Genomic DNA, 23584 nt, shown 5'->3' on the forward strand with positions numbered 1-23584 from the left:
CAGGCGGGAGCGCCATCATGAGATACGCTGGGCTGCTGGCAGTGCTGCTGACCAACTTATCGCTGGCGGCAGCTCCAGAGCTGCCATCAACCATCCGGCTCAGCAATGGCGAATGGCCGCCTTTTACCTCGGCGCAATTGCCGCACGGTGGCGGACTTAGCCGGATTGTCAGTGAAGCTTTTGCCAATGAAGGCTTTACCGTGCGCTACGAGTGGTATCCGTGGAAGCGGGCGCTGGAAATCGCAAAAGTGGTGTCTGTAGAAGGCACAGCGGGCTGGACACTATCGCCAGAACGGCAGCGCGACTTTCTGCACAGTGACCCGATTACCCAAGTGCGGGTGGTCTTCTTCAAACGCAGCAGCTTCCAATTCGACTGGACCGGCAAAGAGCAACTGACGCGCTACAAGATCGGCATCACGCATGGTTATAACTACGGCGATGCCTATCTTGATCTGCTGGCCCGGCAGGCCCTCAAGCCTGAAGTCGATTACACCGATGAAGCCAATCTGACCAGCTTGGCAGCCGGGCGACTGGATTTGTTTCTGGTTACCCCGGAAGTCGGCCTGTATCTGGCCAATCGCCTGAATCTGCACGGGCTGGATTACGCGAAAACCCCGTTGACGGCCGGCAGTAGCGTGCATCTGCTGGTCAGCCGGCGCCACCCGCAAGCCCGCAGCCTGCTGGAGCACTTCAATCGGGGTCTCGCCAAGTTGAAGGTTGCGGGCAAGATTGATGCATATCTGCAGGAGGCCAGCATCACGCCCACTCATGCCGATCCATCCAAGGTCGGCTCTGAACCGACAGTCAAAACCCCCTAACGGCTCAGCCTCCTATTCGGCAAAAACGCTCGCAGAATTCGGCCAGCGGCAGTGGGCGGGCAATGTAATAGCCTTGCACCACTTCACATCCGGCTGCGGCAATCGCCTGCCATTCCGCTTCGGTCTCGACTCCTTCGGCAACGGTGGACAAGCCAAGATCTGCCGCCAAGCGCAAAGAGGATTCAACGATGGCGCGATTCTTGGGATGGCTGTCGATACCCCGGATAAAAGACTGATCAATCTTGAGCTCCGTGAACGGCACGGTGGCGAGTTGCTGCAGGCTGGAGAAGCCTGTGCCGAAGTCGTCAATCGACAGGCCGAAGCCTGCCAAGCGCAATCGGGTCAGCGTCTCCAGGCTGGCGGCCAGATTGGAAACCAGCCCGGACTCGGTCACTTCCAGCACCACCCGCTCGGGCGGCACCCCGGCACTGCGCACCCGCTGCTTCAATTCATCAACGAGATTGGTATCGACAAACTGATCCGGCGTGAAGTTGATCGACACCGACAAGGACAAGCCTTGCTGAATCCAGCTTGCCATCGCTTCCAGCGATGCCGCCAGAATGCACAGCGTCAGCTCATCCATCAGCCCATATTGTTCAACAGCCCCCAGAAAGCGGCCTGGCGAAACCAGGCCATGCTTGGGATGCTGCCAGCGCGCCAGCGCCTCGCAGCCTTTTAGCCGGCGGTGATTCACCGCCACTTTGGGCTGAAAGAAAGGCACAAACTCGCCATTGCTCAAGGCTGCCCGCAACTCGGCTTCAGCAATTGGTGCCTCGTGCTGTCGATGGGCGGGGGTGGCACTGCCAAAATCCAGCAGAAAGCCGTGCAGCATCTGGCCGAGTTGTTCTCGCGGAATCGGCTTGCCCACTCGCCCCAAAACCCTGATCGGGTGGGCGCGCGCCATCGTCTCGACCGCTGCCACCAGATTGTCTTCCAGGCTGCTGGTCAGGATGATGGCAGCAGCCAGCTGTTCGCTGGCCAGATGGCGGATAAATTCAATGCCGTCCATGCCTTCCATCTGCAGATCGCACAACACCACATCCACCGCCCCGGCCTGCCGCAATCGTTGCAGCGCTTCTTGCCCATCCGCCGCCTCCAGCACCTCGCTGGCGCCCAGGGCCTTGACCAGACTGACAGCCGCCAGCCGCTGAAACGGTTGATCTTCAAGTACCAGTAATCTGAGCGCCTGCATGGTCTACCCTTTGTTTTTCCGCCCAACGCTTTGAAGTATAGGGCACCGCTACCCCGCACGACTGACACCAATGACTCCGGCGCTGCGGGCGTTTTGTCTGCGCGAGCAATACCGCAACATCGTCCAGAGCATTACGCCTCATCACCGTCAGCATTCAGGCGCTGGTCGATTGCCGCCTCCACCTGCGTCAATGCAAGCTGCAGCCTGGCCGCGATTCCTTCGAACGCCGCCACTTGCTCGTCTCGCCCGGCCAGCTCCAGTTGTTGCGCCAACTCGGCCAATGCCTGCGCCCCAACGATGCGGGCCGAGCCCTTCACCCGATGTGCCAGTCGCATGACGCGTTCACTGGCCCCCTGGCGGACCGCTTCGGCCAGATCCTGGCAGTCGGCATGATTGGACTGGCGATATTCGCGCAACATGGCTGCAATCACGGCTGGGTCGCTGGAAACACTCGTCAACCCGGCAAAGTCGATGACCGTCGCAGCAGCCGGCATTGCCATAGCGGGTTCGGGTGTCGCCTGCAGTGCAGCCAGCAGGGCATCCAGCCGGGCTGGCTTGGCCAGATAGTGATCAAAACCTGCCGCCAGTGCCTTATCACGATCCGTATCGGCCTCGCCACCCGAAATCGCTATCAGTCGCGGTACCGGCTCGACACCAGCCTTGATGCGCCGCGCCAGCTCGTATCCATCCAGCCCCGGCATCTGGCAGTCGGAGAACACTGCCAGATAGCGATGCTGGGCCACCCGATGCATGGCACTTGTTACGTCCGCCGCATCGTCCACCAGAAAGCCTGCCGTCTCCAGCTGCATGCGCATGATCTGGCGGTTGATCTGCTGATCATCCACCACTAATAGCCGGGGTGCTGCAGCCGTCTCGGTGCCGGGTTTTGCTGTGGCCTCTGGGCTGGCGGTGAGGTTATCCAGCCATCTGCCCAGGCTGGCCACCACCGTCCGCAAAGCAGACCGCATGTCAACCAATGCCGCCTGCTGCTGGTCCCGACTTGCCGCCTGATCGGCCAGGCATTCCAGGCGACCGGCCGCCGCTTCCAGCTCGGGCAGCGCCAGATTGGCGGCCACCCCCTTGAGCGTATGGGCCTCGCGCAGTAAGGCTTCCTGGTCATCCTGCTGCCATGCGGCCTCGGCCCTATGCAGGTAGTCGGCATGGCCCGCCACAAACTTGCTCAGCAGTCGCTGGTAGAACGGGCGGTTGCCGCCGATCTGCTGCAATCCCCGCGCCAGCGCCACTCCAGGCAGCTGGGCGGGCCAGCCAGCCTCCTCTTCCGCTCCAGGCGGGATGGCTGCCGGCGGGGCCGAACCCAGAAACGGTGGCTTCACCCACTGGGTCAGTACACCAAACAACTGTGACAGATCAATCGGCTTGGAGACATGGTCACTCATGCCCGCTGCCAGGCATTTCTCCCGGTCACCACTCATGGCATTTGCCGTCATTGCAATAACCGGCAGATGGGCAAATTCGGGTTTGGCGCGAATGCGGCGCGTGGCCTCGAAGCCATCCAGTACCGGCATCTGGCAATCCATCAACACCCCATCAAAGCGCTGTTGCGCCAACACCGCCAACGCCTGTTCACCATTGTTAGCCACTACGGCTTCAATTCCGGCGTTATGCAGAATCTCCAGGGCCAGTTCCTGATTGATTTCATTGTCTTCCACCAGTAGCAGGCGGGCGCCACGTAGCGCACTGGCGAGCTGTTGATGGTCCTCGTCGCGGCGGCTGACCCGCTCCAGATCGAGCGGCCGCTTGCCCAGAGCACGCATGATGGCATCCAGCAAGGACGAGGGATTGACTGGCTTGGTCAACACCCCTGCGATGCCGACGTCGCCCGCCAGGGCCAGCAAATCCTCCTTGCCATAGGTGCTGACCATCACGACACCGGGCGCACGCGGCAAAGCCAGTGCCTTGATCCGGCGAGCCGCTTCCAGGCCGTCAATGCCGGGCATATGCCAGTCCATCAGCACCAGATCGAACGGCTGGTCTGCCGGGGACTGTTCAATGGTGCGCAGGGCCGCCTCACCCGAGGCCACGGTCTGTACACGGAACTGGAAGGAACTCAGCATGCCCTCGAAAATTTCCCGTGCAACCGGGTTGTCATCGACTACCAGTACCGCCAGTTCGCCCAAGGCTTCCGTGGCGGCCAGCTCTGCCGCACCAGCCTGTGCGAGCACGGTCATTTCAATGCAGAAGTGAAATTCGCTGCCACGGCCCAATTCGCTGTCTACCTCGATCTGCCCCCCCATCAGTTCAATCAGGCTACGACAGATCGCCAGACCCAGGCCGGTTCCGCCGTATTTGCGCGTTGTCGAGCCGTCTGCCTGGATGAAAGCCTGAAACAGTCTGGCGCGCTGTTCCGCACTCAGGCCGATGCCGGTATCACGCACCGCAAAACGTAGCCGGGCTTTGTCGGCCCGGGATTCAAGCCTGCGGACCGCGACCACAACTTCACCACGCTCGGTGAACTTGATGGCATTGCCCACCAGGTTGATCAGCACCTGACCCAGACGGAGCGGATCACCCGCCAGCGCAGTGGGTACATCGGGAGCCAGATCAAACAGCAGCTCGATGCCTTTTTCCTGTGCCTTGATGGTGGCAATGTCGGCCAGATTGGAGAGTACGTGTTCGAGCCGGAATGGCACTTCCTCCATCGTCAGCTTGCCGGCTTCGATCTTGGAGAAGTCGAGGATGTCGTTGATGATGCCCAGCAACGATTTGGATGAGTTGAACACCTTTTCCAGATAGTTACGCTGCTTCAGCGTCAGCTCGGTCTGCAGACAGAGCTGGGTCATGCCGAGGATCGCGTTCATCGGCGTGCGGATCTCATGGCTCATATTGGCCAGAAAGTCGCTTTTCAATCGGGTGGCTTCTTCGGCCAGCCGCTTGGCTTCAGCCAACGCCAGCTCGGCTTCACGCCGTTCGGTGGTGTCGGTGATCGTGGTCAGCGTGGCAATGAACTGGCCATCTTTGGAGCGCAGCACCCGCGAGGTCATATCCCCCCAGCGCACCTGCCCGTTGCGGTGCAGATAGCGTTTTTCGCCATGCAGTTCCTCCACGGCACCGGTCATCAACAGGTCTTTGTGATAGAGACTTTCGTCAACATCCTCAGGATGCATCAGCTCGGTTGCCTCGCGACCGATCAGCTCGTCCTCGCGATAACCGATGAACTGGCAGTAGGACTGATTGACCTTGAGGATCCGTCCATCCTTGCAGGTGCTGATAATGCCGACGCCAGCACCGGCAAAGACCGAACGGAAGTATTCCTCGCTCTCGCGCAGCTGTTCCTCCATCTGTCGGCGCTGGGTGACATCACGCACCGATGCGCAGAGCAAGGCCGGTTCACCCGGCTGCGCCGGTAGCGGGTTGAGGCTGACTTCGACCGGAAAGCGGCGGCCATCCCGCGCCAGACCGGTTGGACCCCGTCCGATTCCTACCGGCAGGGCCGAGGTCCAGCCGACAAACTCGTCATTGTCCGCCACCAGTTGGTGATCGGGCAGCAGGCGCTCAATCGAATGGCCGGTCAGTTCGGCCGAGGTATAGCCGAACAGTAAACCCAGACGCTGATTGGCGTAGCGGATCACACCATCCCGATCGAAAATCAGCATGCCATCCGGCGCGGCCTCCAAAATCGCCTGGCTGCGCTGCGAAGAGGCGCGCAAATCGTTTTCGAGTTCCTTGGTGGCGGAAACATCGGCCCAATAGCCATTCCATAAGGTAGCGCCCCCCGCCTGACGATCCGGCAGGGCTTCGGCCCGCACATACACCCGGCGGCCATGAATCTGCAGCTCACCCTCAAAATGCCAAGGCGCCAGGCGAGCATTGGCGGCATGCAGCGACTGCCAGTACGCGTCCTGCGAACCCTCCACCAGAAGTGAGGGCATCTGGCCGAAATCGGCCAGCAGCACCGCCGGATCGAGCCCCAGCACCTTGCGCGCGGCATCACTGACAAATTCGTAGCACCAGTTGTTTTCAGCGTCGCAGCGGAATTGCATCACCACCACAGGCACGTTATCGGTCATGTTGCGCAGTTTGAGCTGAGCCAGCTGTGCTTGCTCAGACAACGCGGCAACTTCCGCCACCCGGGTTTCCAGCTCGTCGCGGGCAGAGGCCAGTGCCGCCTCGCGTTGTTCGGCTTCCTGCACCAGACGACAGTTTTCAAGATAGTTGCCCCGGAATACGCCAAACGCCCGCACCATGCCGCCAATTTCATCCCGGCGCTCTTCGCCCTCGACATAGCTGGTCGCCTCGCCAGCAGCCAGCCGGCTCATCCCCAGACTCAGGATGCCGATGGGTCGCGCAATCGCGCTGTGGGCGTAGACCATGCCCATCGACACAATGAACAAGGTAGCGCCGATCATGATGGCTATCTGATATCGGGCATTCTCAGCCGCACGCTCGGCAATGCTTTCGCTCATCTGCTGCTGGCGCTCGGCAATCACATTTGCCAGGGCACTGATTTCAGAACGTAGCATCCCCACTCGGGGTAAAAACTGCGCGGTGTAGATTTCTGATGCTTCGGCCGGGTTGCCATTGATCCGGGCATCCACCGCTCCCGCAGTGGCTTCGGCCAGCGCCCGGAACGACGCCTTGAAAGCGTTCAGCCTTTGCCGCTCTGCCACCGACAGCACCACTTCGAGCACGGTGTCGATATTCTGGTTAAACGCTTGCTCGCCATCGCCAACCGTATAAAGAATCCCTTTCAGCCGACCCACATCGCCTTCGTACTGGACTTCGGCCGCATGCCGCCATAGCTCCAGAATTTGCTGATTGGCACGCGGCAAGGACAGCAAGGCTTTGTTGGAGCTTTCGACGATTACGGTATACCGGCTGACGATCTGCCAGTTCTGCTGCATTGATCCCGCAATCAACACGCCAAAGCACAAAGCCAGCACCCCCACCAGCAGCATGACCTTACGCGCCAAAGGTAGATGGGTAATCCGGGTCAGAAAGGAATATGTCATGTACCGCTCCGCGCTTCCGGCCAACCAGGGTGGCTGGTGGTAATCCGGCCCAAGCATGCGCTATCAGCATAGTTGCCCACACGGCAGATCACCCGGACCAATGAACTGTCTGCAGGTCAGCCAGTCTTTTTTTCAGGGGTGCTGTTGGCATTGAGCAACCCGATGCATCGGGTTGTAAGAAATCGGGTGTCAGCCCGACCAACCCACATCCGTATCAGGAGCATCGCCATGCCACGCCTGCATCTACCTCCCATTCCCGCTTCGGACATCACGCCGGAATCGCTTTATCTGACACGCCGGCAGTGGATGGCTGCTGCGGGTGCCGCAGCCGGTGGCCTGCTCTTGCCCGCAGGCACCGCCACCGCCGCTGAACCCGCCAGCCTCGGCAAGCTGATCAGCAGCCCGTTCAGCGTAGGGGATAGCCGCAACAGCTACGATCAGATTACCCAGTACAACAACTTTTACGAGTTTGGTACGGACAAATCCGACCCGGCTGAAAATGCTCACACCTTGAAGACGCGGCCGTGGACGGTCGAAATTGGTGGCGAAGTCCAGAAGCCACGCCGTTTCGACCTGGACGAGCTGCTGAAGCTGGCGCCATTAGAGGAGCGCGTGTATCGGCTGCGCTGTGTGGAAGGTTGGTCCATGGTGATCCCATGGGTTGGCTACTCGCTGGCCGAAGTCTTGAAGCGGGTTGAGCCAACCAGCCGGGCCAAGTTCGTCGAATTCACCAGCCTGGCTGCCGCCGACCAGATGCCGGGAGTACGCAGCCGGGTACTGGCATGGCCCTATACCGAGGGCCTGCGCATCGACGAAGCCATGCACCCGCTGACCATGCTGGTCATGGGCCTCTACGGCAAGCTGCTGCCGAATCAGAACGGCGCGCCGATCCGCCTGGCCGTACCCTGGAAATATGGCTTCAAGAGTGCCAAGTCGCTGGTGCGTATCCGTCTGGTCGAGCAGATGCCCCAAACCAGTTGGAACCGCGCGGCACCGAGCGAATACGGCTTTTTCTCGAACGTCAATCCGGAGGTCGATCACCCCCGCTGGAGCCAGGCCAGCGAGCGGCGCATCGGAGAATTTTTGAAGCGCAAGACCTTGATGTTCAACGGTTATGTGAACGATGTCGGCAAGCTTTACAGCGGGATGGACTTACGCAGAAATTTTTGAGTCATAACACCGATTTTGACCGCTGGGCAGCGGCAGCATAGGCGGAATGTTCTGCATTCCGCCTATTTTTTCGACCAGAAATAGGCGCTGTTGACGTTTTATTTCCGGATCGCGCAGGGTCGAGTTTTGGGGCAGGGCGAGGCAGGGTGAGAGTAGTTTAGCGAGCTAAATAAGCGAACCCTAACGACGCCATGCCCCAAAACTCGATCCGGAAATAAAACGTCAACAGGGCCTAGCACTTGGCACTACCCGATCAATCCCCCTTGGCGATATGGCGCAGCGTATCGCCCGTCACCCGGCACAGCTGCCACTCCGGCAGGATCGTTGCCCCCAGCTTGCGATAGAAACTCAGCGCCGGAGTGTTCCAGTCGAGCACCGCCCATTCAAAGCGCCCGCAACCACGAGTGATGGCCAAGGCGGCCACTCGCCGAAACAGTGCCTCGCCAATGCCATTGCGCCGATACTCGGGCAATACGAACAGGTCTTCCAGATACAAGCCAGGACGAGCCAGGAAGGTGGAAAAATTGTGGTAATACAGCGCAAACCCAACCGCTCGTCCCCCCACTTCTGCCAGCAAGGCCTCGGCAAAGCGACGCTCGCCAAACAGGTGTTCAGCCAATTGCTCGACACTACCACTCACCAGATGGGTCAGGCGCTCGTACTCGGCCAGTTCATAAATCAGCTGATGCAACGCCGTAGCATCTTCCTGGCAGGCTTCGCGGATGATGAAGTGTGGTGCCATTGCCGTCTCCTGCCCCGAGATTATTTGACTGCGTCTGATCCCGCATCGGCCCCTGAAGCAGCCGTTGTCGCTTCAAGCAGCTGCCGCAGGTTGGCCGGCAGCGCCATCGACTGCCCACTGCCATAGTCTACCCAGACGATGACAGCCTCCCCTTCCGCAGCGGCCTGTGTCGGGTCGGTTACCGACGCCAGCATGACGCGATGACCAAGGCTGAAACTCGATCGACCAATCCGCTTCACCCAAGTATCGACCCGGATGTCCGCCGGGTATACCAGCGGCTTGAAGAAATCACACTGCGTTGCCGCAAGGATCGGGCCGCTACTGGCATTCAGGCTGACCGGAAACCCGGCAGCCTCCAGCCAAGCCACACGGCTTTGCTCGAAATAGCGAAAGTAGAGGGTGTTATTTAGGTGCCCCAAGGCATCCATATCCCCCCAGCGCATGGGAAAGGTGTCACTGAACAGCAAGCATGAAGGCATGGCAATGTCAGTCTGCATAAGGACTCCAATCAATATACATGGCCGGATCGGACAGCGCGAACCCCATACAGGCTGTTGCGCATATCACATTGATATTGTTCGTATGTTTGACAATTTATTCAGAAAAACAGACAATATCAGTCTCCGCTAATTTCTATGGTCAGTTGCTGTTCAACTTTGCAGCTGATCAATCCCGGTCATTTCCGCGCTGCACTTTTGCTAGGTCGAAGTCTGATCCAAAGCTTTGTATTTTCTGGCGCTTAAAACAAACGATCCAAGATCGGCTTTGAAATGCGGTGTTGTTTGGGCTGTGCATGACTAAAAGTCATCAACATGCCCATATTGTTGAGATCGTGCCTGTTTGTAACGGCCAAGAAAATATTTATTTGGAATATCATGAAGTCATTCAAAAATACTGCCTTGCGCGGCCTGCTGGCCAGCGCCCTGATTTCTTCTTCGACCCTGGCACTGGCTCAAACTGCTGGTGAGGGCGAAAACACCCGCAACGGCTTTGCTGCCGCAACCGTTGCCGCGCCTGCCGCACCTGCCAACAATCTGTACCGCTTCGTCAACCGCGCAGGTATGGCGGAAGCCGGCCACCTTGGCCAATATCGCTGCCGTTACGACAACGGCCGCAACATCGACTTCAATATCAACATCACCGACACCACCATCGTCGAACGCTTCGAAGGCAAGCTGGAACTGGCAGTTTGGGACGTCGATGCCGACACCGAACACAACAATCCTGAAATCGACACCGTTTTCGTCAACGGTACCAAGGTTGGCGTCCTGTATGGCACCGATCAGGTTTGGGTCGTCAACAGCTTCAATATCCCCAAAGGGGTACTCAAGCAAGGTGTCAACGCCATCCGTGTGACCGTGGATGACGGTATGGATACCCGCACTGGCAATGGTACCAAGTGGTGCTCGCAGATCGACTGGGCTGCCATCTCTTTGCCAGTCCCCACAATCAGCCGCAATCTGCAGATCAAGCAGGGCTGGATGACCCCGACCGTTGTTGAAGCAAACTCGACGATTCAGGTTTTTGCAGACGTAAACGGCAAGGATGTGGTTGAAGTCAAAGCCTATTACGATCTGGGCAACGGGCAGCCTTACGCGCTGGCAACGCTGAAGCCGACCGAATCCACCTCAACCTGGGGGGGGGAGTTCAAGCTGCCTTACATGCCGAACGGCCACTTTGGCAATTTCCGCATCATGGCGCGTGATTCCGCAGGCAATATCGCCTACTGGCCTGGTCTGAGCATTGTGCCCGCAGCCCCCAAGTAAGCATCCGCGTATCCGTTCGCTTCTGTGATGCGAAAGGGCTTCCCAATGGGAAGCCCTTTTTGTTTGCTGTCAGGTCTCAACCAAACGCCATCGGATACGCAGCTCGCAACGAGACTCATCCACCGATACCGTACTTGCGCAATTTATTGGCGACTGCAGTGTGCGACAGCCCCAGAACCGCTGCCAGTTTGCGGCTGGACGGATGCAGTGGGTAAAGGCGGCTCAGATAGTCGCGTTCAAACGCATCAAGCGCAGTCTGCCAGCAACCTGCGTCCGGCATGCTCTGCTCAGCATGCAGATCAAAATCAGCGGGATGCAAAGCCTGTTCATCCGCCAAGGTCACTGCACGGAACACCATGTTCTGCAACTGTCGGACATTGCCGGGCCACGGCGCGGTCAGCAGTGCATCTCGCGTCGCCGGGGTCAGCCGTGGCGCCGGTTTGCCGATCTGGGCAGCGGCGCTGCCAACAAAGTTCTCAGCCAGCAGAAGGATGTCTTCCCCACGTTCGCGCAAGGCCGGCACCGACAGCTGCAACACATTGAGCCGATAATAGAGGTCTTCACGGAACGCCCCCTGCCGCACCATATCTTCGAGAGGGCGATGTGTCGCCGAGACGATGCGGACATCCGCCCGGATTTCCCTTTCTCCCCCTACGCGGCGGAATCGCCCATCGTTCAGCACCCGTAACAGCTTGGCTTGCAGGTAGAGCGACATTTCGCCAATTTCATCGAGAAATACGGTGCCGCCCTGCGCCATCTCCAACAGACCCGGCTTACCGCCCTTTTGAGCACCGGTAAACGCCCCTGCGGCATAACCAAAGAGCTCGCTTTCTGCCAGTGATTCGGGCAAAGCAGCACAATTCAGCGCAAGAAACGGTGCATCCCGCCGATGACTGACGCCGTGGCAGGCGCGGGCCACCAGTTCTTTACCCGTGCCGGTTTCACCGCGTATCAGCAGTGGCGCATCGACAGTCGCTACCCGTTGCGCCCTCGCCCGCAGGTCCCGCATCACCGCCGATTCGCCAATCAAGGCGGCAAACCCCTGTGCTTCGCCCCCCTGCAAAGCCGACAGGCGCTCCCCGATGCGGCTGGCCGCATGCAGGATCAAGACACCGCCCCGCACCGTGCCTGCATCGGCAGTAATCGGACGGGCCTCGACCAGATAGGCGCGTCCTCGCAATGTCAGGTCGCGGGCCACCTGACGGAACTGCTGGCGCCCCAGATCTCTTGCCAGATCATTGTCTCCGATGGCCTCTGCCAAAGACCGGCCGATCAAGGAGGTCTCGTCACAGCCGATCGCATCCGCAAAGGCGCGGTTGTAGATCGCAATGGCGCCACGTTCATCAATTGCCAGCACGGGATCGGCCAGTGCCGATAACAGGGCATCCAGCTGCAAACGGCGCCAGGCACCGGGCAGCAAATCGAGTTGGGTCAGTGAACGCACTCCGGCCACCGCAAAGACATCTCCCTGCAGTCGGCCGAAGGCTGTGGTGTCCAGACTCGGTGCATCAATGTAGATATGGTGGGCAATGACCTCCACTGCACCAACATCGACACCATGCCGTGTCAGTACCGCCAGCACTTCCTGCGTAATCCCCAACCGGTTTTCTGTGACGATATCCAGACGCATCGACAGCTCACAATTCAGTTTGGCGAAAGCCATAATGATAAAGGGGGCAAGTGCCCCCTTTATCATGGCAAAGCAAAAACAGTGTGCGACAGAGGTTTACATCAACCCTTCGGCCTTCAATGCGGCCTGCACGCCAGGGCGGTCAGCCATGCGCGCCATGAATGCCTGCAGGTTCGGAAAACCTTCTAGCGAGATGGCGTGGAATTTGCACCAGCTCAGCATCACGAAAAGATACGGATCTGCCACCGAAAAGCTGGCTCCCATCAGATAGTCCTTCCCGGCAAGGCGCTGCTCAACCAGCTTGAAGCGCTTGTCCAGCGCCGCCCTTGCAGCCTGCTTGGTTTCTTCAGGCACGGTTGGATACCAGAGCGGACCAAAGCTCTTGTGAATTTCTGTGCCGATAAAGGTTAGCCACTCTTGCACCTTGACGCGCGCCAGACTGCCAGCCGGTGGCAACAGTTGCTTACTGGAAACCAGATCGGCCAGGTATTGCCCGATCGCCGGACCTTCCGTCAGCAACTCCCCGTCATTCAGCATCAAGGCTGGCACATAGCCCTTATCGTTGATCGAATAGAAATCGACACCACCCGCAGTTTTGTGGCTGCGCAAATCCACTTTCTCGGTTTCAAATGCCAGACCTGATTCGTGCAACACGATATGTGATGCCAACGAACAGGCACCTGGCGAATAAAACAGTTTCATCAACATCTCCCTTGTAGTTGAAACAACGTGGTATCGGCATCGACTTCCTCGCCGCAGATGCCGCCTTTACGGGTTTTTAGCAGCCAGCTCGCGCATTTTCTGCTCTATTTTCTGCTTGATTGCCGGCAGAGCCGCCTGGGTAGCCTTTTCCCCCTCCAGAATCGCGATGTGTTTCTGGTCAAAGTCTGCCGGGCCGATGCGGCCAACCCGGGGCCGGATGACAAAATCGGCGCGGGCCAATTCCTGCTCACCGAGCTGGCGGCCCATGATGGTGATGGTCTGGTTCAGGATCGATACCATGCCATCCGCACCTTTGCCTTGCTCCGGTTTGGTCGAAATATCAACGGCAATCACAAAGTCAGCCCCCAGATCACGCGCCGCATCAACCGGTACCGGGCTGACCACGCCGCCATCGACATAGCGCTGATTCCCGATCTGTACTGGTTGGAAAATACTGGGGATGGATGAAGAAGCCCGCACCGCCTGGCCGGTATTGCCCCGGACAAACGCGGTCCGCTTGCCCGTATCCAGATTGGTTGCAACGGCAGCGAAAGGCTTGGAAAGCTTCTCGATAGGACGGTTGCTGACCAGCTTGTTGACGTAATCCTGCAATTTCTCGCCCTTCACCAGCCCACCACCCCCCAGCGACAGATCCCGAATACTGTCTTCGTCGAGAGCGAATGACTTTTCCTGCAGTTCAAACGGGGTATAACCGGCCGCATACAGGCTACCCACCACGCTGCCAGCACTAGTCCCAGATACCACGACAGGCGTCAGCCCTTGAGCTTCGAGCATCTTGAGCACGCCGACATGCGCAAAGCCCTTGGCAGCGCCGCCTCCGAGCGCTACGCCAATCCGCAGCTTGGGCAGGGGTTTGGTCGCCACCTCCGGCTTCGGGGGTGTCGTGGTGGTACAGGCGGCTAAGCTTGCCAGCGCCAAGGCTGCAAACAAGGATCGGCGTAGTGTCATGGAGATATTCGCTCGGTTGATTATTCTGTGATGATGGTGGTGACAATTCAGCGCTGTTAACGTTTGTTTGGCGGTCGCAGTGGGGAGCGCAGATTAGCGGGCCTGATTGTGCTCCCTAACCGCGTCATGCCCGCACATCAATTGGCGCGACCGAAAAGCATCAACAGCGCTTGGAGAGAAAACCCAGCCCGTTGGCTCTGCGGACAAACTTGGCGCTGCCCACGCTACTTTGGGGACACCCAAAATACGTGAACAGCGCCGGATACAGTCAAACTATCGCGATTCAATCGCGGTCATTGGGGACTACCTTGATCACTTCCTCCAGGGTGGTGATGCCTGCCGCTACCTTCATGGCCCCACTGATCTTGAGCGGCTTCATCCCTTCACGCATGGCGTGGTCACGAATTGCAGACAACCCGGCATTTTGTGAAATCAAACGGCGCAAATCACCGTTGACCGGCAGCATCTCATACAGCCCGACACGCCCCAGATAGCCGGTCATCCGGCATTCGAGGCAACCACGGGGCTGATAAGCCCCTGGTGGCAGCTGGGCTTTCCAGGGGCGGACCAGCTCATTCCACACTGCCTCATCGGGCGAGCCCGGTGCTTTGCAATGCGGGCACAAGGTTCGCACCAGACGCTGGGCCATCACCCCTACCAGCGTCGAACTGATCAAGTAGGGCGGCACGCCCAGATCCAGCAAGCGGACGATGGAGCTTGGCGCATCATTGGTATGCAGCGTAGACAGCACCAGATGGCCGGTCAGGGCCGCCTGCACCGCCATTTCAGCGGTTTCACGATCCCGGATTTCACCAATCATGATGATGTCGGGGTCTTGCCGCAGCATGGTGCGCACCCCGTTGGCGAAGTCCAGATCGATATTGGCCTGCACCTGCATCTGGTTAAATGAAGGCTCGATCATTTCGATCGGGTCTTCCACCGTGCAGACATTGACCTCTTCCGTCGCCAGTTGTTTCAGGGTCGTGTACAGCGTCGTGGTTTTTCCAGAGCCCGTCGGCCCGGTCACCAGCACAATGCCGTGCGGATGCGAGACGAAGCCGTTCCAGCGCTGGTGATCTTCCGGGTTGAAACCCAACTCGGCGAAGTTGCGGATCAGGATGGCGGGATCGAAAATCCGCATCACCAGCTTCTCGCCAAACGCGGTAGGCAAGGTAGACAAGCGCAGCTCGATTTCGCGGGCATCGGGCATCTTGGTCTTCAGGCGCCCATCCTGCGGCCGGCGCTTTTCCACCAGATCCATCCGGCCCAGCGCCTTGATGCGCGACACAATCGCCGCCATCACCGAAGCCGGCACCTGATACACGGTGTTAAGTACGCCGTCGATGCGGAAGCGCACATTGCCGACCTCCCGGCGCGGCTCCAGATGGATATCCGAAGCACGTTGCTCGAATGCATACTGGAACAACCAATCCACCAGCGCGACGATGTGATGGTCGTTGGCATCGACATTGCCGGTGCGCCCCAGCTGTACCAACTGCTCGAAGTTGGCAATGGTCGAAGCCCCGGACTGCGCAACCGCCTGTTTAACAAAGCGCGACAGGTTGTAGAACTCCGGCAGGTAACGCGCAATATCCTTTGGATCGGCCAGCACCCGTCGCACTTCCCGTCGCAAGACCTTTTCCAGCTCCGATTCCCACTCCCGGATAAAGGGTTCGGCCGTTGCCAGGGTAACGGATGCGTTGTCGATGCCCACCGGCAAGATCTTGTAGCGCGTGGCATAGCCATGCGACACCACCCCGGACACGGCCGCGACATCAATCTTGAGGGGGTCGATATGCATGTAATCCAGGCCACAACGCCCACCCAGCCACTTCCCCAACCAGCCGATGTCCAGCACATCGTGCGGGGCACTCTCGCTACGCCAGCACTGGCTGGCGATCATGGTAAGCGGATGAACCGCCCCATTGACTGAGGTTCGCGCCGGGATCAAAAACTCTTCCGCCGCCTTCGGGCTGATATGGCCATCTTCGACCAGGGCATCAATCACGCCTTTTACTGACAGACGCAAGTCCGAATGACTGCGGACGGGGAAAAATTTCTTGATAGGCGAATGAGGATGCGAACGATGGCTCACGATGCGGATTTCCGGCGAAAAGGCATGAAAAAGCAAATGATGGCGCGCCGAGGCGGTAGCGAATAGCCCTGACTACATTTCGAATCGGCGTTTTCCTGTTTTAGGTTCTGTTGACGTTTTATTTCCGGCCGCGCTTTCAAATTATCAAAATAGATTACCCGTGACCAATATCCGCGATTTCCCATCGCCAACCGCAAGAGGATCAATAAACCCCCTCAAGACAAAATCGGATTAACGATATTGGGACCCAAATCAGCCAGACAATCAGACATATTATTTATATACCTCTGCCAACACGCCATGCCACCGAAACAATCGCTGCCACAATCAGCACCCAGGCGACTTTGACCACCACACTGCGCCCGGCTTTACGTTGTTCAGGCCGCAGTAGCCAATGCCAGGCCAGCGGCACCGCTGCCAGAAACAGCAGCAAATAAAACAGCTTGCTCAGCATGATCCAGAGTCCGTTGTATTTCGCCTGGCACATCCATTTACCCGGACAATCCAACCACTCTCCCGCACGAACCCCAATACCGCCAGAGAAGATCGTGCCAGGCTGTCGAGATGCCGCCTGCTGGATGTCAGGTAAGGCAGCCATCGCCCGTCCAGGGCAGTGGCAAGGTGAATCCCCGCAGTGCTTAGGTCACGCATTCAATCACTCCATCGGCGTATCGCCGCGCGCCCAGCAAAGTGTTCTCCAGGCCGGCTCGATACTGCACGAGCTTGTATCCGCGACAGCCAAGCTCCTGCGAGTAATCCTGTGCCCGTCGCTTGAAAAACTGCTCGATATCATTCTCGAACATCACCGCCGATCCCCGGATCAGTACTCTGAAACGTTGTCGTCCGACTTGTTGCTCCTCATGGTCCAACAGGACGCCGTTGTAGTTGAGCAAAGCCGAGCCAGTCTGCTGTAACTGGGCACACGCGGACAGGCCTAGCAGGGCCAGTGGAAAAAATCGCAGTGGTAATTGCATGTCTCAATTTCCAATCAATGCCAAAAGCATTTCAGGGTGAATCTGGGCAATATTAACAACTAACGCGAGAATTAATACACATCTCTTTGTTTATTAATGATTATTCCATTTGAATATTAGCATTTGGTTTTATCTTAAGTGATTGTAGCAAAACAAAAAAACCCTATATGCCGTCTTGACCGAGACATACGGCTTCCTTATAGTGGGGCGCCGTGGGGAAAAGTGGGAAAAAGTGTGCCACTATTCCTACTCTACAGACACATTTTGGGGCAGCCATGTTTGGTGGCGTTACCACCCTCAGTCTCGACAGCAAAGGTCGCCTGGCGATTCCCGCCAAGCACCGTGACGTGCTGTCCGAGCAATGCGGGGGGCGCCTGTTCATCACGGTCGATCCCAGCCAGTGTCTGCTGATCTACCCGGCCCCGGCCTGGGAGCCTGTGCGTGAAAAGCTCAACAATCTGCCTGCGTTCAATCCGCAGGCGCGCGCATTACAACGGCTGATTCTTGGCCATGCAGAGGAAATCGAGATGGATAGCGCCGGCCGCATCCTGGTGTCGCCGACGCTGCGTCAATTCGCTTCGCTCGATAAAGCGGTTGCACTGGTTGGTTTAGGAAGCAAATTCGAGTTGTGGGACGAAGCGAAGTGGAATGCACAAACACAAGCCGCACTGGCGATGTCGCCAGACGAGATAGCGGCGCAACTGGACGGTTTTGTACTGTGACGACAGCACCGGCCCATATCACCGTATTGCTGGAAGAAGCGGTTGCCGCCCTCAGGGTTCGGCCCGATGGCACCTATGTGGACTGCACCTATGGCCGTGGTGGTCATAGCCGCCTGTTGCTGTCTCAGCTGGGGCCGGCCGGCCGCCTGATTGCGTTCGACCGCGACCCTCAAGCCATCGCCAACGCCGCCACCATCAACGATCCGCGCTTTACCGCAGTGCATGCGCCGTTTTCGGAGCTGAACGAGCGGTTATCGGCGCTGGGGCTGTCAAAAGTCGATGGCGTGCTGATGGATCTGGGCGTGTCTTCCCCACAGATTGATGAGGCGGAGCGTGGTTTCAGTTTTCGCTTTGACGCCCCGCTGGACATGCGGATGGACACAACTCGCGGCATGACAGCTGCGGAATGGCTTGCCACTGCCACGCGGGAGCATATTGCGGAGGTTATCAAAGACTATGGCGAAGAGCGGTTTGCTGGGAAGGTTGCAACAGCGATTGTTGCGGCAAGGGGGGAACACCCAATCGCCACGACACGACAGCTTGCCCAGATCGTGGCAAAGGCCGTCCGCACCCGTGAGCCGGGCCAGGACCCGGCGACGCGTACCTTCCAGGCTATACGGATTTTCATCAATCGCGAGCTTGAAGAGCTTGCGTTGACCCTGCCGGTCGCTTTCGACTGGCTGGCAACCGGCGGGCGTTTGTCGGTGATCAGTTTCCATTCACTGGAAGACCGGATCGTCAAACGTTTCATGGCCGATGCCGCCGAAGCCGACAAGCTGCCAAAAAAGTTGCCGGTGCGCGCAGCCGACATTGCACAGCCCAGGCTGAACGTGATCGGCAAGCCGGTTCGGCCATCCGCCGCTGAAGTCAGCGCCAACCCCCGATCGCGCAGCGCCATTCTGCGCGTAGCCGAGAGGACGGGCGCGGCGTGACGCGGCTGAATCTGTTGTTGCTGGCGGTGCTGATTCTGTCAGCGCTCGGCACGGTGACTGCACAGCACAAAGCCCGCAAGGCGTTTATCGAATTGCAGAAGGAACAGCAGCTGAAAGCCCAGCTGGAGGTTGAGTGGGGGCAGCTGCAGTTAGAGCAAAGTACTTGGGCAATGCACTCGCGTGTCGAGAAAGAAGCCACTAACCGGCTGAACATGCGGGTGCCCGACAGCGGTCATGTACAGGTCATCCTGCCGCGCGGAGAAAAGGTCGACAAACCGCCGACCACCAAAGAGTAAACAATGGCTTACACAACCAACGCCAATCTGGTGCTACGGCTCCAGTTCTGGCGAGCCTGGCTGACGCTGGGCGCATTACTGGTGCTATTCCTGGCCCTGATCGGCCGGGCGGTATACCTGCAAGGGTATCAGAAGGACTTCTTGCGTGAGCAGGGGGAGGCGCGTTACTACCGCGTGATCAAGCTGGAAGCCAATCGCGGCACGATTACCGACCGCAATGGCAACCCGTTGGCGATCAGCACCCCCGTACAGTCGATCTGGGCCAGTCCCAGCGATATGGAGCCGCTGCACGCAAGCCAACTGGCCCTGCTGAGCAAGGCATTGTCGGTTCCACTGGAAGAGCTGACACGCAAACTGGCAGACACCAAACGGGACTTCGTCTACCTGAAACGGCAGATGAACCCCGATGCAGCACAGCGCGTGCTGGAGTTGCGCATTCCCGGCATCTTCAAGCAGACCGAATACCGGCGTTATTACCCGGCGGGAGAGCACATGGCTCACGTGATTGGCTACACCGACATCGACAACAAGGGTCAGGAAGGGCTTGAACTGACCCGTGAGTCGATGCTGGCCGGCAAGGCCGGCAGCCGTCATGTGATCCGTGATCGCCACGGCTATATCGTCGAGGATGTCACCGGGGTGGAACAACCCAAGGATGGTCAGACCCTGACGCTGTCGATCGACCAGAACATCCAGTACCTGGCCTATCGTGAGCTGAAAAAAGCGGTGGAGGAAAATGGTGCCAAGGCGGGTGGCATTGTCGTGCTCGACGCCAAGACCGGCGAGGTGCTGGCGCTGGCCAATATGCCCAGCTACAACCCCAACACCCGCGCCAAGCTGGACCCGGCGCGCAAGCGTAACCGGGCGCTGACTGACGTGTATGAACCCGGTTCGACCATGAAACCGTTCACGGCCGCAGCCGCCATCGAGTCTGGCAAATTCACCCCGCTGACGGTGATCAACACGGCGCCCGGCTCCATGACCATCGGCCCCAATACGGTTCACGATGCGCACCCCCACGGCGCCCTGACGGTTGAACAGGTCATCCAGGTGTCGTCCAACGTGGGCGCCTCAAAGATGGCGCTGTCGCTGGAACGCGAGTATCTGTGGGAGTTTTTTGACTCGGTCGGATTTGGTACACCGCCGCACAGTGGCTTTCCGGGGGAAACGCCGGGCCGGCTGCGGCCGTGGAAATCCTGGCGACCGATTGAGCAAGCCACCATGTCCTATGGGCATGGCATCTCGGTCAGTCTGATGCAGATTGCCCGCGCCTACATGATTTTCGCCACCGATGGCGAAATTCGGCCCATTACCTTTCAGAAGCTGGTGGCGCCTCAGCCCGGCCGTCGGGTGATCAGCGCAGAGACCGCGCAGGCACTGCGCAAGATGCTGGAAATGGCCACCCAGCCGGGTGGCACAGCGCGCAAGGCCCAGATCGTCGGCTATCGGGTAGGCGGCAAAACCGGTACCTCACACAAGCTGGATGGGGGTTCTTACGTCAATAAGTATGTGTCGTCGTTTGTTGGAATGGCCCCGATCTCGGACCCCCGTCTGATTGTGGCCGTGATGATTGATGAGCCAAGTGCAGGCAAGCACTTTGGCGGCGCCGTGGCCGCACCGGTTTTCAGCCAGGTAGTGGCCGGCAGTTTGCGCATGCTGGGCGTGCCGCCTGACGCCCCCACCCAGAACATCTTGTTGCCGGAACCAGACGTTCCGGAAATCAAGGAGGAAACATGAAGCCAGCCGATTGGCAGCTACCGGATTACGATTGGTCGCAAATCGACGCAATGGCCGGCGGCAGCGCCGTACGGGCCGATAGCCGCCTGGTCTTGCCTGGCGATGTCTTCCTTGCCTGCCGTGGCGAACACGGCGACAGCCGTCTGCATATCGCCGACGCCATCCAGCGCGGCGCCCGGGCCGTGCTGTGGGAACAGGAAAACTTCACTTGGGATGCCAGCTGGAATGTCCCCAACCTTGGACTCCCCCAGCTGCGCGATGGAGCAGGTGTTGTCGCCGCTCATTTATATGGTGATCCCAGCCAGTCAATGACCGTCGTCGGCGTGACCGGCACCAATGGCAAGACTTCAACAGCCAGCTGGCTGGCCCAATGCTTCAACCGCCAGGGGGGCAAGGCTGCGTTCATCGGAACCACGGGCTACGGGTTTCTGGATGCCCTGACCGACGCCTCGCATACCACGCCCGACCCGGTAAGACTGCAGGGCCTGCTGGCCGAATACCGCAAGGCCGGCGCCAGCCATGTCGCCATGGAAGTGTCATCGCATGGTCTGGATCAGGCTCGCGCCCACGGCGTGGCTTTCGATGTCGCGGTTTTTACCAACCTTACCCACGATCACCTCGACTACCACGGCAACTTCGACGCCTATGCCGACGCCAAAGCCAAGCTGTTCCGCTGGGAAGGACTGAAAGCGGCCGTCGTCAATCTGGATGACCCCTTTGGCGCCCAGATGCTGGCAGGCAGTACCGCCGCAACCAAGCTCGGCTATGGCTTCAACCAGGGTGAGATCCGGGCGCGCGCCTACGATTGCTGTGATGAAGGCATTCGCCTGACTGTCGATACCCCCTGGGGCAGTGCCAGCCTCGATACCCATCTGATTGGTCGCTTCAATGCCTACAACCTGATGGGTTGCCTGGGCGCCCTGCTGGCCAGCGGCATCAGTCTGGAAGACGCTGCGGCCGCGTTGTCTCAAGTCGAATCGGCCAAGGGCCGCATGCAACGCCTGGGCGGCTGGGACCAGCCCATGGTCGTTGTTGACTATTCGCACACCCCGGATTCACTCGAAAAAGCCCTGTCCACCCTGCGCGAGATCCTGCCGGTCGGGGGACGTCTGATTTGTGTATTCGGGTGTGGCGGCGATCGCGATCGCACCAAACGGCCATTGATGGGTCGTATCGCCTGCCGCTGGGCCGATATGGTGATCATCACCAACGACAACCCGCGCAGCGAAGAGCCGAAACGCATCATCGACGACATCATCGCTGGCGTATCCGGCGTCGATTCATCGGCAGAACAAACCGTCAATTACAGCATTGATTCGGACCGTGGCATGGCAATTCACCACGCGGTCCAGATCGCCCACCCCGGCGACATCGTTCTGATTGCCGGCAAGGGTCATGAGGAATATCAGGAAATCAAAGGCGTGAAGACTCATTTTTCAGACATCGAAACCGCCCGGCACGCGCTCGCCCACAAGCGGGAGGGCAAATGAGCGGAATGTGGACGGTCGCCGAAGCCGCCCGCCATCTTGGCGCCAGCTGCCCTCGACCTGCCGAGGCCGTATTTGCTCGGGTCAGCACCGACAGCCGTGATCTGCAGCCGGCGGATCTGTTCGTCGCCTTGCGCGGCGAGCGTTTCGACGGCCACGAGTTTGTCGCCCAGGCCGCGCAGGCCGGCGCTGCCGCTGCCGTAGTGGATCAGGCATTCGATCTCAACCGCGTTCCGGCCGACTTCCCGCTGATCATTGTTGAAGACACCGTGGCGGCCTTGGGGCTGCTCGGCACGGCCTGGCGCAGCCAGTTTGACCTACCCTTGCTGGCCATTACCGGCAGCAGCGGCAAAACCAGCGTCAAGGAAATGCTGGCCGCCGTCCTGCGCTACCACGCCGGACCCGATGCCGTGCTGGCGACGGCGGGCAATCTCAACAACCATCTGGGCGTGCCGCAGATGCTGCTGCGCCTGCGCCCCCAGCACCGTTATGCCGTGATCGAAATGGGCATGAACCATGCCGGCGAGATCCGTTATCTGACCAAGCTGGCAAAGCCCACGGCAGCACTGGTCAACAATGCCGGTGCGGCGCATCTGGAATTTCTCGGCTCGGTCGAAGGCGTTGCGCGCGCCAAGGGTGAAATCTTTGAAGGGCTGACCCCTGCCGGCATCGCCTGTTTCAACGCTGACGACGCCTTTGCCGGCTTCTGGCACGAGCAAACCCGCCCACAACCACAGATGACGTTTGGTATTGAACGCGGCCAGATTCGCGCCAGCCAGATCGCCTTGCTGCCCCTGGGCAGCCGCTTCGTGCTGCACAGCCCGCAAGGTGACGTTGCCGTCGAGTTGGCCTTGCCCGGCCGCCACAACATTGCCAATGCCCTGGCTGCGGCCACGCTGGCGCTCTCGGTCAACATCGATTTGCCCACGATTGCCGCAGGGCTGGCCACTTGCACGGGCGCCAAGGGCCGCCTGCAGCGCAAGCAGGCGCTGAGCGGCGCCCTGGTGATCGACGACAGCTACAACGCCAATCCCGATTCGATGCGGGCAGCGGTTGCCGTGCTGGCGCAGTTTGCCGCCCCTCGCCTGTTCGTCATGGGTGATATGGGTGAAATCGGTGCGGACATCAGCGCTCGTCACGCCGAAATCGGCGAGGCCGCACGCGCCGCCGGGATCGAACATCTGCTGGCACTCGGTGAGCAGACGGTGCATGCCGTTGCCCGTTTTGGCGAAGGCGCCCGCCATTATTCCGACCTGAACACCTTGCTGGCCGACCTGAAGTCCCTGTCAGGCGCCCAGTCAACGGTTCTGGTAAAGGGTTCACGATTCATGCGGATGGAACGGGTGGTAGACGCCCTGACCACTGGAAAGCTGGAGGACTGA

Annotated in this window: 19 protein-coding genes; 9 read left to right on the forward strand and 10 right to left on the reverse strand. The window is 59.3% G+C overall.

What is annotated here, in order from left to right; translation table 11 throughout:
- Nucleotides 1-17: 17 nt before the first annotated feature.
- Complete coding sequence (locus PZA18_RS00085) at nucleotides 18-818, forward strand: substrate-binding periplasmic protein (protein ID WP_284098729.1); 801 nt, start codon at nucleotides 18-20, stop codon at nucleotides 816-818.
- Between the two features lie 4 nt (nucleotides 819-822).
- On the opposite strand, the gene PZA18_RS00090 is transcribed toward PZA18_RS00085, so the two are convergent.
- Complete coding sequence (locus PZA18_RS00090; protein WP_284098730.1) at nucleotides 823-2010, reverse strand: EAL domain-containing response regulator; 1188 nt, start codon at nucleotides 2008-2010, stop codon at nucleotides 823-825.
- Between the two features lie 131 nt (nucleotides 2011-2141).
- Nucleotides 2142-6980 (reverse strand): response regulator, encoded by a 4839-nt coding sequence (locus tag PZA18_RS00095; RefSeq protein ID WP_284098731.1) that lies wholly within the window; start codon nucleotides 6978-6980, stop codon nucleotides 2142-2144.
- A 228-nt stretch (nucleotides 6981-7208) separates the two neighbouring features.
- Between PZA18_RS00095 and msrP the strand changes: the two genes are divergently transcribed.
- On the forward strand, nucleotides 7209-8150 hold the full coding sequence (gene msrP / locus PZA18_RS00100; protein ID WP_284098732.1) for a protein-methionine-sulfoxide reductase catalytic subunit MsrP: 942 nt from the start codon (nucleotides 7209-7211) through the stop codon (nucleotides 8148-8150).
- A gap of 253 nt (nucleotides 8151-8403) precedes the next feature.
- On the opposite strand, the gene PZA18_RS00105 is transcribed toward msrP, so the two are convergent.
- Nucleotides 8404-8892, reverse strand: a complete 489-nt coding sequence (locus tag PZA18_RS00105) for a GNAT family N-acetyltransferase (RefSeq protein WP_284098733.1) — start codon at nucleotides 8890-8892, stop codon at nucleotides 8404-8406.
- Nucleotides 8893-8912: 20 nt separating this feature from the next.
- Complete coding sequence (locus PZA18_RS00110) at nucleotides 8913-9389, reverse strand: acyl-CoA thioesterase (protein ID WP_284098734.1); 477 nt, start codon at nucleotides 9387-9389, stop codon at nucleotides 8913-8915.
- Nucleotides 9390-9767: 378 nt separating this feature from the next.
- Between PZA18_RS00110 and PZA18_RS00115 the strand changes: the two genes are divergently transcribed.
- Entirely contained in the window at nucleotides 9768-10658 is an 891-nt protein-coding gene (locus PZA18_RS00115) for a hypothetical protein (protein WP_284098735.1), read from the forward strand.
- Between the two features lie 115 nt (nucleotides 10659-10773).
- Here PZA18_RS00115 and PZA18_RS00120 read toward each other — a convergent pair whose 3' ends face one another.
- The 6 genes from PZA18_RS00120 to PZA18_RS00145 all read right to left on the reverse strand — a co-directional run bounded on the left by PZA18_RS00120 (nucleotide 10774) and on the right by PZA18_RS00145 (nucleotide 17028).
- Nucleotides 10774-12288, reverse strand: a complete 1515-nt coding sequence (locus PZA18_RS00120; protein WP_284098736.1) for a sigma 54-interacting transcriptional regulator — start codon at nucleotides 12286-12288, stop codon at nucleotides 10774-10776.
- 96 nt (nucleotides 12289-12384) lie between these two features.
- A complete protein-coding gene (gene gstA, locus PZA18_RS00125) occupies nucleotides 12385-12990 on the reverse strand; it encodes a glutathione transferase GstA (protein ID WP_284098737.1) in 606 nt (201 codons plus the stop codon).
- A gap of 66 nt (nucleotides 12991-13056) precedes the next feature.
- Nucleotides 13057-13959: a patatin-like phospholipase family protein gene (locus PZA18_RS00130; RefSeq protein ID WP_284098738.1), complete on the reverse strand. Its 903-nt coding sequence runs from the start codon at nucleotides 13957-13959 to the stop codon at nucleotides 13057-13059.
- A gap of 283 nt (nucleotides 13960-14242) precedes the next feature.
- The gene (locus PZA18_RS00135; RefSeq protein ID WP_284098739.1) at nucleotides 14243-16054 is read right to left on the reverse strand and encodes a GspE/PulE family protein; all 1812 of its coding nucleotides are present in this window, start codon (nucleotides 16052-16054) and stop codon (nucleotides 14243-14245) included.
- A gap of 277 nt (nucleotides 16055-16331) precedes the next feature.
- On the reverse strand, nucleotides 16332-16652 hold the full coding sequence (locus PZA18_RS00140) for a protein MIGRI (RefSeq protein WP_284098740.1): 321 nt from the start codon (nucleotides 16650-16652) through the stop codon (nucleotides 16332-16334).
- 40 nt (nucleotides 16653-16692) lie between these two features.
- The gene (locus tag PZA18_RS00145; protein WP_284098741.1) at nucleotides 16693-17028 is read right to left on the reverse strand and encodes a hypothetical protein; all 336 of its coding nucleotides are present in this window, start codon (nucleotides 17026-17028) and stop codon (nucleotides 16693-16695) included.
- Nucleotides 17029-17303: 275 nt separating this feature from the next.
- Between PZA18_RS00145 and mraZ the strand changes: the two genes are divergently transcribed.
- Genes mraZ through PZA18_RS00175 form a run of 6 tightly spaced genes read left to right on the forward strand, consistent with a single transcriptional unit; the run spans nucleotide 17304 to nucleotide 23584 of the window.
- Nucleotides 17304-17750, forward strand: a complete 447-nt coding sequence (gene mraZ, locus PZA18_RS00150; RefSeq protein WP_284098742.1) for a division/cell wall cluster transcriptional repressor MraZ — start codon at nucleotides 17304-17306, stop codon at nucleotides 17748-17750.
- Complete coding sequence (rsmH, locus tag PZA18_RS00155) at nucleotides 17747-18682, forward strand: 16S rRNA (cytosine(1402)-N(4))-methyltransferase RsmH (RefSeq protein ID WP_284098743.1); 936 nt, start codon at nucleotides 17747-17749, stop codon at nucleotides 18680-18682. Before mraZ ends, rsmH begins: the two co-directional genes overlap by 4 nt.
- Nucleotides 18679-18978 carry a cell division protein FtsL gene (gene ftsL / locus PZA18_RS00160; protein WP_284098744.1) on the forward strand — a complete coding sequence of 100 codons (300 nt, stop codon included), beginning with the start codon at nucleotides 18679-18681 and terminating at the stop codon, nucleotides 18976-18978. Before rsmH ends, ftsL begins: the two co-directional genes overlap by 4 nt.
- Before the next feature lie 3 nt (nucleotides 18979-18981).
- Nucleotides 18982-20715, forward strand: coding sequence for a peptidoglycan D,D-transpeptidase FtsI family protein (locus tag PZA18_RS00165; RefSeq protein WP_284098745.1), 1734 nt, complete (start codon nucleotides 18982-18984; stop codon nucleotides 20713-20715).
- On the forward strand, nucleotides 20712-22205 hold the full coding sequence (locus PZA18_RS00170; RefSeq protein WP_284098746.1) for a UDP-N-acetylmuramoyl-L-alanyl-D-glutamate--2,6-diaminopimelate ligase: 1494 nt from the start codon (nucleotides 20712-20714) through the stop codon (nucleotides 22203-22205). The genes PZA18_RS00165 and PZA18_RS00170 overlap by 4 nt, the downstream gene beginning before the upstream one ends.
- Nucleotides 22202-23584: a UDP-N-acetylmuramoyl-tripeptide--D-alanyl-D-alanine ligase gene (locus tag PZA18_RS00175; protein WP_284098747.1), complete on the forward strand. Its 1383-nt coding sequence runs from the start codon at nucleotides 22202-22204 to the stop codon at nucleotides 23582-23584. Before PZA18_RS00170 ends, PZA18_RS00175 begins: the two co-directional genes overlap by 4 nt.

The sequence above is a fragment of the Parachitinimonas caeni genome (assembly GCF_030129945.1).
Taxonomy (GTDB): Bacteria; Pseudomonadota; Gammaproteobacteria; order Burkholderiales; family Chitinimonadaceae; genus Parachitinimonas; species Parachitinimonas caeni.